This is a genomic window from Alteriqipengyuania sp. (genome assembly GCF_964222115.1).
Lineage (GTDB): Bacteria > Pseudomonadota > Alphaproteobacteria > Sphingomonadales > Sphingomonadaceae > Alteriqipengyuania.
The window spans coordinates 27,705-39,810 of sequence record NZ_CAXQBM010000051.1 but is presented as its reverse complement, the minus strand read 5'-3'; the positions used below and the strand labels follow the sequence as shown (position 1 = coordinate 39,810).

The 12,106-nt window shown below is 62.8% G+C and carries 12 protein-coding genes and 1 pseudogene; 3 read left to right on the top strand and 10 right to left on the bottom strand.

Annotated features, from left to right (window positions below; all coding sequences use genetic code 11):
* Both ACEQXE_RS08065 and ACEQXE_RS08060 read right to left on the bottom strand, forming a co-directional pair.
* A pseudogene (locus tag ACEQXE_RS08065) lies at nucleotides 1-685 on the bottom strand (arginyltransferase); the annotation flags it as partial.
* Between the two features lie 149 nt (nucleotides 686-834).
* Nucleotides 835-2,073, bottom strand: a complete 1,239-nt coding sequence (locus tag ACEQXE_RS08060; RefSeq protein ID WP_370178374.1) for a threonine ammonia-lyase — start codon at nucleotides 2,071-2,073, stop codon at nucleotides 835-837.
* Between the two features lie 150 nt (nucleotides 2,074-2,223).
* On the opposite strand from ACEQXE_RS08060, the gene ACEQXE_RS08055 reads away from it, so the two are divergent.
* The 3 genes from ACEQXE_RS08055 (at nucleotide 2,224) to ACEQXE_RS08045 (ending at nucleotide 4,802) form a co-directional block, all read left to right on the top strand.
* Nucleotides 2,224-3,885, top strand: a complete 1,662-nt coding sequence (locus ACEQXE_RS08055; protein WP_370178373.1) for an amidohydrolase — start codon at nucleotides 2,224-2,226, stop codon at nucleotides 3,883-3,885.
* 264 nt (nucleotides 3,886-4,149) lie between these two features.
* Nucleotides 4,150-4,365, top strand: a complete 216-nt coding sequence (locus tag ACEQXE_RS08050) for a hypothetical protein (RefSeq protein ID WP_370178372.1) — start codon at nucleotides 4,150-4,152, stop codon at nucleotides 4,363-4,365.
* Between the two features lie 224 nt (nucleotides 4,366-4,589).
* Complete coding sequence (locus ACEQXE_RS08045) at nucleotides 4,590-4,802, top strand: hypothetical protein (RefSeq protein ID WP_370178371.1); 213 nt, start codon at nucleotides 4,590-4,592, stop codon at nucleotides 4,800-4,802.
* Between the two features lie 146 nt (nucleotides 4,803-4,948).
* On the opposite strand, the gene tatC is transcribed toward ACEQXE_RS08045, so the two are convergent.
* From tatC to argS, 8 genes are all read right to left on the bottom strand, one after another.
* Nucleotides 4,949-5,752: a twin-arginine translocase subunit TatC gene (gene tatC, locus ACEQXE_RS08040; RefSeq protein WP_370178370.1), complete on the bottom strand. Its 804-nt coding sequence runs from the start codon at nucleotides 5,750-5,752 to the stop codon at nucleotides 4,949-4,951.
* 2 nt (nucleotides 5,753-5,754) lie between these two features.
* Nucleotides 5,755-6,237, bottom strand: coding sequence for a Sec-independent protein translocase protein TatB (tatB, locus tag ACEQXE_RS08035; protein WP_370178369.1), 483 nt, complete (start codon nucleotides 6,235-6,237; stop codon nucleotides 5,755-5,757).
* Between the two features lie 22 nt (nucleotides 6,238-6,259).
* Nucleotides 6,260-6,520: a twin-arginine translocase TatA/TatE family subunit gene (gene tatA, locus ACEQXE_RS08030; protein ID WP_370178368.1), complete on the bottom strand. Its 261-nt coding sequence runs from the start codon at nucleotides 6,518-6,520 to the stop codon at nucleotides 6,260-6,262.
* Nucleotides 6,521-6,618: 98 nt separating this feature from the next.
* A complete protein-coding gene (gene scpB / locus ACEQXE_RS08025; protein ID WP_370178367.1) occupies nucleotides 6,619-7,227 on the bottom strand; it encodes an SMC-Scp complex subunit ScpB in 609 nt (202 codons plus the stop codon).
* Nucleotides 7,224-8,060, bottom strand: coding sequence for a ScpA family protein (locus ACEQXE_RS08020; RefSeq protein ID WP_370178366.1), 837 nt, complete (start codon nucleotides 8,058-8,060; stop codon nucleotides 7,224-7,226). The genes scpB and ACEQXE_RS08020 overlap by 4 nt, the downstream gene beginning before the upstream one ends.
* On the bottom strand, nucleotides 8,057-9,079 hold the full coding sequence (nagZ, locus tag ACEQXE_RS08015; protein ID WP_370178365.1) for a beta-N-acetylhexosaminidase: 1,023 nt from the start codon (nucleotides 9,077-9,079) through the stop codon (nucleotides 8,057-8,059). The genes ACEQXE_RS08020 and nagZ overlap by 4 nt, the downstream gene beginning before the upstream one ends.
* Before the next feature lie 103 nt (nucleotides 9,080-9,182).
* Nucleotides 9,183-10,319, bottom strand: coding sequence for an SPOR domain-containing protein (locus tag ACEQXE_RS08010; protein WP_370178364.1), 1,137 nt, complete (start codon nucleotides 10,317-10,319; stop codon nucleotides 9,183-9,185).
* A gap of 2 nt (nucleotides 10,320-10,321) precedes the next feature.
* Entirely contained in the window at nucleotides 10,322-12,082 is a 1,761-nt protein-coding gene (gene argS / locus ACEQXE_RS08005; protein ID WP_370178363.1) for an arginine--tRNA ligase, read from the bottom strand.
* Nucleotides 12,083-12,106: the final 24 nt, after the last annotated feature.

Genomic DNA, 12,106 nt, shown 5'->3' with positions numbered 1-12,106 from the left:
GATAGCGGACCTTGTACTGCATGCGGTCCGACCCTTCGACCCAATAGCCGAGGTAGACGTAAGGCAGTCCATTCTCCGCAGCACGGCGGATGTGGTCGAGGATAATGAAATTCCCAAGCCCGGCGCGATCCTAAATATCGGGGTCGAAGAAGCTGTAGATCATCGACAGCCCGTCACCCTGGCGGTCGGTAAGACACGCCCCCACTAGACGTCCAACCGACCCATCGCTGGTTGGTTCCCTGTATTCAAGCACATAGCTGGATACAGGCGTGTGTTCCACCATATCAGCATAGTCCGCCTCGTCCATCCGGGTCATGCCGCCTTCGGGATGTCGCTTGGCCAGATAATCGCGCAGCAGATCGAATTGCTCGCTGGTCGCCCAAGGCCGGCATTCGGTCACCACCAGATCGCTGTTGCGTTTGATGATGCGCTTTTGCGCCTTGGACGGGGCGAATTCTCCGACCACGACCCGCACCGAAACGCAGGCCTGACAATCGACACAACTGGGCCGGTAGGCAACCGTCTGGCTGCGGCGGAACCCGATGCGCCCAAGCGCCTCGTTCAGCTGGTCGGCATGCGGCCCCTTCAGTTCCGTGAATACCTTACGCTCCGTCTTGCCCGCCAGGTAGGGGCACGGCGCAGGGCTCGTTACGAAGAAGCGAGGGAAACGAACTGGGGCAGTCACGGCTAGGCCTGGCGCTCCTGTCGAAGGCGTGAGAATCGTCTGGTCAGCGGCTGGCAGGATGTATGCCCCAGCCCACGACCTCTTAGAAGGGCCTTAACCACGAAGCATGCTTAATCAGACCTTATTTTGCACATCTGTGGCAGAACGGGTCATGCCAGCTCCACCATATGAACATCGTAGCCGTTGTCGCGCATGTCGGCGATCAGCGCGTCGACCTGACCCTTGTTGCGCGCCTCGCACTCGATTTCCGTGATCAGGCCTTTCGCCGGGAGCTTGGTGAAAACGCGCTGGTGATAGACTTCGATGATATTGATGTTGTGCCGTTCGAACAGGCTGACGACCCTGTGCAGCGCGCCCGGCTGATCCTTCAGGGCGATGCGCAACCGGGCCAGCCGCCCTTCGCGCGCAAGATTGCGCAGCAGCACGGTTGCCAGCAGGCGGGAATCGATGTTGCCCCCGCATAGCGGCAGGCCGACGCGCTTCCCTGCAAACATTTCCTTGTTCGCAAGCACTGCCGCGAGGCCCGCTGCGCCCGCGCCCTCCACTACGGTCTTCTCGATCTGCAGCAGCAGGGCGACCGCAGCCTCCAGGTCGGGCTCGCCAACCAGCAGGATTTCGTCGACCCGCTCCTTGATGATCGCGCGGGTGAATGTGCCCGGCTCCTTCACCGCGATCCCCTCGGCCAGGGTGTCGCCGCCCGCCGGCATCGGCTCGCCCGAAAGCGCATGGTGCATCGAAGGGAACAGGGCCGCTTCCACGCCGACAATGTGCATGTCGGGGTTGTGGGCCTTGGCGACCGTAGCCATGCCGCTCATCAACCCTCCACCGCCGATCGGCACGACGAGGCAATCGAGATCGGGCTGGTCCTCGAGCATTTCCAGCGCAACCGTGCCCGCGCCTGCGGCCACGTCGGGATCGTCGAAAGGGTGTACGAAGGTCAGCCCGCGTTCCTGCTCAAGCTGGCGCGCGTATGCATAGGCCTCGTCGAAGGTCTGCCCTTCCAGCACGACCTGCCCGCCCACGCTTTCCGTCTGCATCACCTTCACCGCGGGCGTGGTCTTGGGCATCACGATGGTCACCGGCACGCCCAGCCGCGTCCCGTGATAGGAAAGGCCTTGGCTGTGATTGCCAGCAGACGCCGCGATCACACCGCGTGCGCGCCGTTCCTCGCTCATCAGCAAGAGGGCGTTGAGGGCACCACGCTCCTTGTAAGCGGCAGTGAACTGGAGGTTCTCGAACTTCAGCCAGATCTCCGCACCGGCAATTTCAGACAGGGTCTGCGACATGAGCATCGGCGTGCGCACGATAGCGTCCGCAATTCGACCATGCGCAGCGCGCACATGATTGAGTGTCAATTGGTCGAGCGGGGCGTTGGCCGGGTCTGTCATGCGCGACGCCTATCGCCGCCCTTTCGCCCCCGCAACATATTGCTCGTCTACAGTGCCGTGTCGATCATCGCACCATTGGCACTTGTGCCCGTTGGCGTTAGGCCTGCCACCCAACCAATATCCAATCCTATCGGAAGCTTGCCCCCTCAAATGAAGCCCTTTTTCCTGCTCGCGTCCGCATTGCTGTGCACGGCATCCCTGGTCGCGCCCGCACACGCCGACGTCCTGATCGACAATGTGAAGGGCATCCGGATCGACGAGGACGGGGATGTTGACCGGTTCACCGGGCTGTGGGTCGACGATGACGGCACGATTCTGGAAGTGTTCGACAAGGGTGACAAGCGGCCCGAGCGGCCGAAGTATCTCTCCGACATGCAAGGGCAGATCATCGTCCCCGGCATGATCGACGCGCACCTGCATGTGATGAGCATCGGCTTCGGGGCGCTGACGCTCGACCTTTCGCAGACCACCTCGCTGGACGAAGCGCTTGGGTTGATCAGCCAGTTTGCACGCGAAAATCCGGGTCGCCCGTGGATACTTGGCCGCGGGTGGAACCAGGAAAAATGGGGTCTAGGCCGCTTCCCCACCGCCGCCGAGCTCGACGCAGCTGTCAGCGATAGGCCGGTTCTGCTCGAACGGGTCGATGGGCATGCCAGCTGGGCAAACAGTCTTGCAATGCAGACCGCCGGGGTAACGGCAAAGACGCAAGACCCGGACGGCGGCCGGATCGAACGGAAAGCCGGCGGTGCGCCTGCGGGCGTCTTTGTCGATGCAGCAGTGGAACTTGTCCAGCAGGCCGTGCCGAAGCCGCGCGCCGCTGACCAGGATCTCGCCTTGCAGAAGGCGCAGCAGATCCTGCTCGCACAGGGCATTACTGCGGCGGCCGACATGGGCACCTCGCTCGAAGACTGGCTCACCTATCGCCGTGCAGGGGATACCGACCAGCTGCGCATCCGCATCATGGCCTATGCCGCCGGGGTCGACGCAATGCAGGTGATCGGCGGCACCGGCCCCACACCGTGGCTGTACGAGGACAGGCTGCGGCTGAATGGCGTGAAGCTTTACCTCGATGGCGCGCTCGGGTCGCGTGGCGCGTGGCTGAAGGCACCCTATGCCGATGCCCCCGATAATACGGGCCTGCCGATGCTGTCCGACACACAGCTGCGCAATTTGATGAGCCGCGCGGCCATGGAGAACTATCAGGTTGCGGTGCACGCGATCGGCGATGCCGCCAATGCCGAAGCGCTCGACGCAATCGAGGAACTGTCGGAAAGCTATCGCGGAGACCGTCGCTGGCGGATCGAACACGCCCAAATCGTAGACCCGGTGGACATCCCCCGGTTCGGCGCGCTCGGCGTGATCGCATCGGTGCAACCCGTCCACCAGACATCGGACCGCTTGATGGCCGAGGCACGGCTGGGTGTGGAACGCCTGACCGGCGCCTATGCCTGGGACAGCTTGCAGGATGGTGGTGCACGGCTCGCGCTCGGTTCGGACGCGCCTGTGGAACCTGCCAATCCTTTCATCGGCATGGCGGTCGCGATGACCCGGATCGACGAGAGCGGCCTGCCGCCCGGGGGATGGATGGCGAACGAGCGGCTCGCGCGGATGGAGGCGTGGGAAGGCTTCACCAGCGACGCCGCATTTGCCGGTTTTGCCGAAGGCCGCTTCGGACGTCTGCTGAAAGGAGAGAAAGCCGATTTCGTGGTTGTCGACCGCGATATTTCGCGGGCCAGCCCCGAAGCCCTGCGCGATACGCAGGTTCTCGAAACATGGGTTGGCGGCAAGCGGATGTATCGGCGGGGCGATTGATCGCTTGGAACCAGCAGCAGGGCAGTCGGTTAGGCCGATAGTAACCAAATTTTCATCCATCCGGGCTACCGAGCGTTTCGGGAAATTCGAGTTGGACTAAATATTTGATTCTTCGCGGTGCAGGCGGGAGTTGCCAATCGGCAACAAGTTGTTTGCACCATTGATTTTGACAGTTTTTCGGGTTGCAATGCGTTTCGGGATTGACCATTAGGTCGGTGAAGCGTTTTCAAAACACCAGAATTACACCGCAAGGAGACGTACGTTATGAAGATCCGCACCATGGCCGCTGCAGCTGCCGCTCTGTCGCTCGCCGCAGCCCCCGCGGTTGCTGAAGTCAGCTTCGATCGCGCGTCGGCTCCCGTCGAAGGCGAAAGCGAAATCGGCGGTGGCGCCCTTCTCGGCGCGCTTGCCATTGCCGCTATCATCGCTGGTGTCATCGTTGCTGCGCAGAGCGACGACGAAGACGGTGTCAGCGCCTAAGTCCACCGCGACTTACAGTTATGAGAAAGGGCTCCCGCTTCGGGGGCCCTTTTTTGTGTCCGGTGGAGATATTAAAGCCGGGCCATTGGTGAGGAATGGGGGGATACTGCCTATCAATTCTACTAGCTGACAGCGCATGCCCGTGTTCGGTAAGGGATAAACGAGACAGGAGCCTCGTCCGCATAGGCGATACACACGCTCTGTTTATCGAGGGGAATAGTAAGATGAAACTTCGTGATGTGCTTGCGGCCACCGCCGCCCTGTCGCTTGCTGCAGCGCCTGCGGTTGCCGAAGTCAGCTTCGATCGCGCGACGGCTCCGGTCGAAGGCGAAAGCGAAATCGTTCCGCCTGTTGTCATCGGCGTGCTTGCAGTTGCCGTGATTATTGGCGCTGTGGTTATCCTAGCCGACGAGGAGGATGAGCCGGCCAGCTTCTGATCCTTGTCCTCCCAAGAAAATTAAAGGAAAGGGCTCTCGCTGCGGGAGCCCTTTTCGTTTTCAGGCGAAGATCTTCGATATGTGCAGGGTGCAGCCCGACGCGAAGCGCTATGGTCTCGCGGAAATTGGGACGAAAACCGATCCGCCTAGCCGGGGTTGCTTGAGGCTCCCGGGTCTTCGCTCCCCGTCGTTTCCTTGCTGTCCTTGCGTTCCAGTAACAGCATTAGGAGCAGCGAGCCCTCGAATAGCAGGTATAGCGGCACGGCGAGGATCAACTGAGAGCCCGGATCGGGCGGCGTCACGATTGCGGCGACCGCCAGCACGCCGACCACGACATAAGCGCGTGCCTTGGCCAGCGTCTTGCGCTTCACCAGTCCGGCACGCTCCAGCAACAGCAGCAGGACCGGCAGCAGGAAACTGATGCCGAATGCGAGGATGAACTGCATTACCAGGCTCAGATATTCGCCAGCACTGGGCAGTGCTTCGATAGGCAACCCGCCAGCGCTCCCCTGAAAGCCGAGGAAGAACCGGAACGCGGTGGGCATGACCACGAAATAGGCAAGGCTCGCCCCGGCAGTGAACAGCACCGGAGTGGCGATCAGGAACGGCAGGAATGCCTTCTTCTCCCGCGCATAAAGCCCGGGCGCGACAAAGGCCCACAGCTGGTTCGCGATAAAGGGAAAGCTGACGCAGAAGGCGGCAAACAGCGCGACCTTCATCTCGACAAAGAAAACCTCGTACAGCTTGGTATAGATCAGCCGCCCTTCCCCTTCAGAGAAAGCGTTCGATAACGGCTTTGCGAGAAACGCCAGGATCTGGTCCGCGAAATAGAAGCAGATGCCGAACGTGACTGCGAGCACGAAGACGGACCGCAACAGCCGCGAGCGCAGCTCGATCAGGTGATCCATCAGCGGAGCCTGCGTCTCGTCGATATCCCGCAACACGCCCATGCTTATTCTCCGCCGTCCTGCGACTTCGCACGTTTGTTCGCCGGTCTGCTTTCGAGCGGAAGCTGCGGCTCCTCCGATGCAATGTTATCCGTAGACGGGGCCGATGCACGTGCTTCTGCGGAAGCTGCCGGGGGCGCCGGTTCCTGCGCGGGATCGTCATGTTGGGGGAAGCCTCCATCCGCTTCTACAGGCGGAGAGGCAGCTGCGTCTTCCCCATCCGGCGGAGGCGGCAAAGGCGTCATCTCGTCGCCCGGATGATCGCGCATGACCTGCGCGTTACGCTCTTTCCACTTCTTTTCCATCTCCTCCATCTCCGCTTCGCGGATCATCGCATCGATCCCGGCGCGAAAATGGTTGGACATGCGCCGCACCTGTCCGATCCAGCGACCGGCAGTGCGCAGTGCCATCGGCATGTCTTTCGGCCCGATCACCAGGATCGCAACGATCGCGATCACCAGCAGCTCGGCTGCGCCGATATCGGGCATGGGACGAAACGCCTCTTAGGGGTCAGGAGGTGCGGTCGGTAGGGGTCGCCGTGTCGCTGTCGCTCACGGTTTCTCCCGCAGGTTTGGCGTCGTGACTGGGGCCTTCGATACGGGCAGCAGGCTTGTCCGCCTCCTTCTTCTCTTCCTCGTTCAGGCCCTTCTTGAAGCTGTTAATGCCCTTGCCGAAATCGCCCATCATCTCCGAGATGCGACCACGGCCGAACAGCACGAGGACGACCAGCGCGAGGATGAGGATTTGCCAGATACCGATTTGACCGAACATAACTGCCTTCCGCGTAAACCCTGCTCAAACTTGAGTAAGACCGCTATAGGGATTGCCGGGGCCGAGTTCCAGACACGACCGGCAGGCACGGCGAAACTTCATGCCTCGCCGGACATATCCTCTGCGACAGAACCTTCCTCGGCAGCCGACATCTCGGCCTCGAATGCATCCTCTACCGGGTCGAGCATGCCGGTGGCCCGCAGCTCGTCGATACCGGGAAGATCGCGGCGGGATTCGAGCCCGAAATGGCGCAGGAACTCCGGTGTCGTAGCATAAATCACAGGGCGACCCGGCACCTCGCGCCGCCCGGCGGGCTTCACCCAGCCCGCTTCCATCAGCACATCGAGCGTGCCGCCCGAAGTCTGCACACCCCTGATCGACTCGATCTCCGCACGGCTCACCGGTTCATGATAGGCGATGATCGCCAGCACCTCGGTCGCGGCGCGGCTCAGCTTGCGCAGCGATTCCTTTTCCTTGCGCAACAGGTGCGCGCAATCGGGTGCGGTCTGGAAATGCCAGCGCTTGCCCCGCTCCACCAGATGGATGCCGCGGGGGGCATAGAAATCTGTCAAACGAGCCAGCGCAGCGCGCAGTTCGCCCTTGTCGGCATCGCCCAGATGGCTTGCGATCTGATCGATCGTCAGCGCGTCTTCGGCGGCGAACAGCGCTGCCTCCAGCGCGCGATCTAGTGCCTGCGGCTCGCTCATGCCGCCGTGCGCACCCGCCGCAAGCGCAGCGGCCCGAAAATGTCATCCTGCGCCAGTTCGGCCCGTCCGGTGCGCGCGAGTTCGAGCGCCGCGACGAAGCTGCTCGCCATCGCGGACTTGCGCAGCTTGGCATCGGCCCCGGCAGGCAGGAAATCTTCCAGTTCCATCCAGTTGAGTGTGACCCCCAGCATGCTCGACACACGGTCGAGCGCGCTCTCGAGCGTCATCACCTGCCGGTCGCGCACGGTATGCAGCGCAGGAGCATTGCGGACCTTCACCTGCCCGTAGGCGCGCACCAGATCGTACCAGTCGACCTGCCAGGCAATCGTCCGATCGGTCCGCAGGCCTTCGGGTTTACCGCGGAGAAAAACGTCGCGCCCCAGCCGGTCACGGCCCATCAGGCGCCCCGCCGCCTCGCGCATCGCACCCAGCCGCTGGAGCCTCAGATGCAGACGCAAAGCGAGTTCTTCGGGGCTCGGGTCTTCTTGCTCGTCCTTCGGTAGCAGCAGTGCCGATTTCAGATATGCGAGCCACGCCGCCATCACGAGGTAGTCGGCTGCCACCTCCAGCTTCAGGTGATCCGCAGTCTCGATATAGGTGAGGTACTGATCGACCAGCGCGAGGATCGAGATTTCTCGCAGGTCCACCTTCTGCTTGCGCGCGAGTTCCAGCAGCAGGTCGAGCGGGCCTTCCCATCCATCGAGCGCGAGATAGAGCGCGCTCTCGTCCGATGTTCCCGAGGCAATGCCCTGCCATTCGCCAGATTCGCTGTCGATATCCGCGAAATCGAGTACGGTACCGCCTTCCGGACCATTGGGTTGCCGCTCGATCATGGCTCCAGCCCCGCAGCGGCAAACAGCGCATCGCGCATTTCGACCAACGCATTGACATTGGCAGGTTCGGCAGGTGTCGGCACGCTCGTCAACGCGCGTTCGAGCCGTGCCGCGCTCTCATCGCGGATCATGCCGCAACGCTCCACGATGCCGACCATGTCGTCCATCTTCGCCCAGCAATTGAGCGCGAGATCGCAGCCAGCCTCCAGCGCACGCGCAGAGCGTTCGGGGATCGTCCCATCGAGCGCCTGCATGTCGATATCGTCGGTCAGCAGCAGTCCGTCGAAGCCGATGCGCCCGCGGATGATATTCTCGACGACCCAGTACGACTGTGTTGCAGGCCGTTCCGCATCCCAGTCGGTGAACACGATATGCGCGGTCATCCCGATCTGTGCGCGGGACGCCAACTGTTCGAATGGTGCAGTATCGATATGGAGTTCGGCGTCACTGGCATCGACCACGGGCAGGTGCTTGTGGCTGTCGGCAGTCGCCCTGCCGTGACCGGGCATGTGCTTGAGGCACCCCGCAACCCCCGCAGCGGCCATCCCTTCCAGGATCGCGCGACCCAGTGCCGCAACCTGCATGGGCTCGGACCCCAAGGCGCGGTCGCCGATCACGTTGTCGGTTTCAGGGCGTGCGACATCGCACGGCGCATGAAAATCGACGCTGACGCCCGCGAGGCGTAGTTCGGTCGCCATTGCTTCGCTGTTCAGGCGCATGGCCTCGATGCCGGATGCGGGCGCAATTTCGTAAAGTTCTGCAAAGCGCGCGGGCGCGGGCCATTTGCGCCATTCGGGCGGGCCAAGCCGGGCTACGCGCCCACCCTCCTGGTCGATCGAGACGAGCAGGTGATCGCGCCCGTGAATCTCGCGCAGCGAATCGGTCAGCCGGCGGAGCTGATCGGGCGTCTCGCAGTTCCGCTTGAACAGGATGTAGCCCGCAGGATCGGCCTCGCGAAAGAATGCGCGTTCGTTGGCAGTCAATTCTGGGCCGGAACAACCGAAAATGGCGGGCGTCATAACAGGCCGAAAAGTGGCAGGAAACTGGGCCGCAAGCAAGTTTACGTCACTGCAAGGCGGTGGATAGGCCGGGCGAAAAACTCTCTCGCCCGGCCCGCCGATCCTACTGCTTGATCTGGCTCGCTATGCCATCGGCCTGCAATGCGTCGCGCAGCGCGCGTGCTGCAGCCATGTCGCCCGGCAATGCCTGCAGGCGATAGACCGTGCCGATATCGGCTTCGCCCTTCACAATCCGGTATTTCACCCCGGAAAGCGCATCGGTCTGCCGGTTGAGCGCTCGCCAGCCAGCCTCGGCAGTCGCGGTGTCGCGATAGGCGCCGACCTGCACCGCGATGCGGTTGTCGCTCGCGCTCGACACGTTCGGCGTCGGCTTCGTCTCTTCGGCAGCTTTTTCAGGCGCATTCGCGGCAGGCGCAGGTGTTTCGCGCGCCTCGGCCAGGCGGCCCTCGCGGGTTTCGCCCTCGGCGACGGCAGGCGCCATGTCGCCGGTCCGTTCGAACGTCTTGCCACCCGGATCTTCGGGCCGTTCCTTGTAAGGCCCATCGGGTGCCGCGATTATGCTACCATCGGCAACCGGCGTGCCATCGGAACTGCGATTGGTGTAATACCAGAATCCGCCCACGAGCAGCGCCAAGACGACGAGGCCCATCACCACGAACCCAGTAATGCGCCATGCATCGACGCTTTCGATATCGTCGTAGTCGGACGATTCGAGCCACGGCAGCGCGTCATCGTCGCTCACCAAGCCGAGATCGTCCTCGTCATACGCAGGTTCTTCCTCAGCCTCGTCGAGTGCCGCGCCATCGAAGCCCTCGGCGTCGGCGAAGGCCTGCGGTTCAGCCGAAGCTTCGGGTTCAACGGGTTCCTGGGGTTCCGGCGCCGGTTCGGGCTCGGATAATGCCTCAGGTTCCGGTTCGGGCTCCGGTTCCGGCGCCGATTCAGCTTCGGGTTGAGGCTCGGGCTCGGGCTCGGGTTCAGGTTCGCTCGCCGCTTCGGCTTCATGCGGTTCTTCGGCAGGCGATTCGGCTGCCGCAGGCGCGTCGCCCTGCGGGGCGAGCGTACCGCCTTCGTTCGAATCGGCTTCCATCGCCACCGCGGGCTGCTCTTCTTCGACAGGCCGCGGTGCGTCTTCGGCTTCGGTTTCAGCCGATTCTCCATGCGATCCCTCATTCGAGGACGCATCCTCTTTCAGATCGAGATCCCCCTGATCATGCCCCTCGCGATCGTCCCCATCGATCATCCTCACATCTCCTCAACGGCCTCCACCCCGAGGAGACCCAGTCCATTGCGAATAACCTGTCCTATTTGTGCGACCAAATAAAGCCTTGCACCGCTCAGGCTTCGATCCTGTGTCAGGATGACCCTTTTTGACGCATCATCGTTTCCGGCGTTCCAGTAGGAATGAAACTCGGCGGCGAGGTCGTAGAGATAGAACGCGATCCGGTGGGGTTCGCGCGCCTGCGCCGCCGATTCGACCAGCCGCGGGTACTGCGCGGCCATCTTGACCAGCGCGAGATCGTCTGCGCTGAGCGCATAGAGCGCCTCATCCGATGGCGTAATCCCCTCGTCGGCGGCCTTGCGCATCGTCGAACAGATGCGGGCATGCGCGTACTGCACGTAGAAGACCGGGTTGTCCTTCGATGCTTCGACCACCTTGGCGAAGTCGAAATCCATTTGCGCCTCGGGCTTGCGGGTCAGCATGGTGAAGCGGACGACATCCTTGCCGACCTCGTCCACCACGTCGGCCAGCGTGACGAAGTTGCCCGAACGCTTGGACATGTTCACCGGCTCGGCATTGCGCATCAGCTGGACCATCTGGACCAGCTTCACGTCGAACGGCACCGGCGTGCCTTTCCCTTCACCCAGCGCAGCGACCGCCGCCTTGATGCGCTTGACCGTCCCCGCGTGATCTGCGCCCCAAATGTCAATCAGGGCATCGGCATTCTCGGCCTTCTGCATGTGATAGGCGAGATCGGCGCCAAAATAGGTCCAGCTGCCGTCCGATTTCTTGATCGGGCGATCCTGGTCGTCGCCGAACCGGGTGGAACGGAACAGCGGCAGTTCGACCGGTTCCCAATCCTCGGGCGTCTTGCCCTTGGGCTTTTCCAGTTCGCCATCAAAGACAAGCCCCTGTTCACGCAGCCACTTCTCGGCTTCGGCGGGCTTGCCCGCAGCCTGCAATTCGGCTTCCGAGGAGAACACATCATGGGCGATGCCCAGTTTGGCGAGGTCGGCGCGGATCAGGTCCATCATCTCTGAAACCGCGCGGGTGCGGAACAGCGGCAGCCATTCGCTCTCTGGCGCGGCGGCGTACTGGTCGCCGAACTCGTCGGCGAGCGCCTTGCCGACCGGCATCAGGTACTCGCCGGGATAGAGGCCCTCGGGGATTGCGCCCACGTCTTCGCCCAGCGCCTCGCGATACCGGATATGCGCCGACCGGGCGAGGACATCCACCTGCCCGCCCGCATCGTTGACGTAGTATTCGCGGATGACCTCGTGCCCCGTAGCCGCAAGCAGGCTGGCCAGCGCATCGCCCACCACCGCTCCGCGGCAATGGCCCATATGCATCGGCCCTGTCGGGTTGGCGGACACATATTCGACATTGACGCGATTGCCCTCGCCCATGGCCGAGCGCCCGTAGCCATCGCCCAGCGATGCAATGGCCTGCACCTCACCAAGCCATGCGCGATCCGCGATGCGAAGGTTGATGAAACCGGGGCCGGCGATTTCGGCGCTGTCGATATCGGGATCGCGTTGCAGGTGCTCGACGATCTTTTCCGCCAGCGCGCGCGGATTGGTCTTCGCCTGCTTGGCGAGCACCATCGCGGCATTGGTGGCGATATCGCCATGCGAGGGATCGCGCGGCGGCTCGACCGCGACATTGGCGCGCGGTGTATCGGCGGGCAGCACACCTTCCAATTCAAGCGCGGCGAGCACGGCGTCGAGCCGCTCCGCAAAGGTAGCGTAGAGTGTCTGGGTATCGGAAGCTTTAGGCTGGGTCATGGCGCGACCGCTTAGCCGGTTTCA

What these genes read in the sequence shown, in the direction of transcription:
- ACEQXE_RS08060 (WP_370178374.1), bottom strand. Translation starts at nt 2,073, where the DNA reads ATGACAGACCCGGCCAACGCCCCGCTCGACCAATTGACACTCAATCAT.
- ACEQXE_RS08055 (WP_370178373.1), top strand. Translation starts at nt 2,224, where the DNA reads ATGAAGCCCTTTTTCCTGCTCGCGTCCGCATTGCTGTGCACGGCATCC.
- ACEQXE_RS08050 (WP_370178372.1), top strand. Translation starts at nt 4,150, where the DNA reads ATGAAGATCCGCACCATGGCCGCTGCAGCTGCCGCTCTGTCGCTCGCC.
- ACEQXE_RS08045 (WP_370178371.1), top strand. Translation starts at nt 4,590, where the DNA reads ATGAAACTTCGTGATGTGCTTGCGGCCACCGCCGCCCTGTCGCTTGCT.
- tatC (WP_370178370.1), bottom strand. Translation starts at nt 5,752, where the DNA reads ATGGGCGTGTTGCGGGATATCGACGAGACGCAGGCTCCGCTGATGGAT.
- tatB (WP_370178369.1), bottom strand. Translation starts at nt 6,237, where the DNA reads ATGCCCGATATCGGCGCAGCCGAGCTGCTGGTGATCGCGATCGTTGCG.
- tatA (WP_370178368.1), bottom strand. Translation starts at nt 6,520, where the DNA reads ATGTTCGGTCAAATCGGTATCTGGCAAATCCTCATCCTCGCGCTGGTC.
- scpB (WP_370178367.1), bottom strand. Translation starts at nt 7,227, where the DNA reads ATGAGCGAGCCGCAGGCACTAGATCGCGCGCTGGAGGCAGCGCTGTTC.
- ACEQXE_RS08020 (WP_370178366.1), bottom strand. Translation starts at nt 8,060, where the DNA reads ATGATCGAGCGGCAACCCAATGGTCCGGAAGGCGGTACCGTACTCGAT.
- nagZ (WP_370178365.1), bottom strand. Translation starts at nt 9,079, where the DNA reads ATGACGCCCGCCATTTTCGGTTGTTCCGGCCCAGAATTGACTGCCAAC.
- ACEQXE_RS08010 (WP_370178364.1), bottom strand. Translation starts at nt 10,319, where the DNA reads ATGATCGATGGGGACGATCGCGAGGGGCATGATCAGGGGGATCTCGAT.
- argS (WP_370178363.1), bottom strand. Translation starts at nt 12,082, where the DNA reads ATGACCCAGCCTAAAGCTTCCGATACCCAGACACTCTACGCTACCTTT.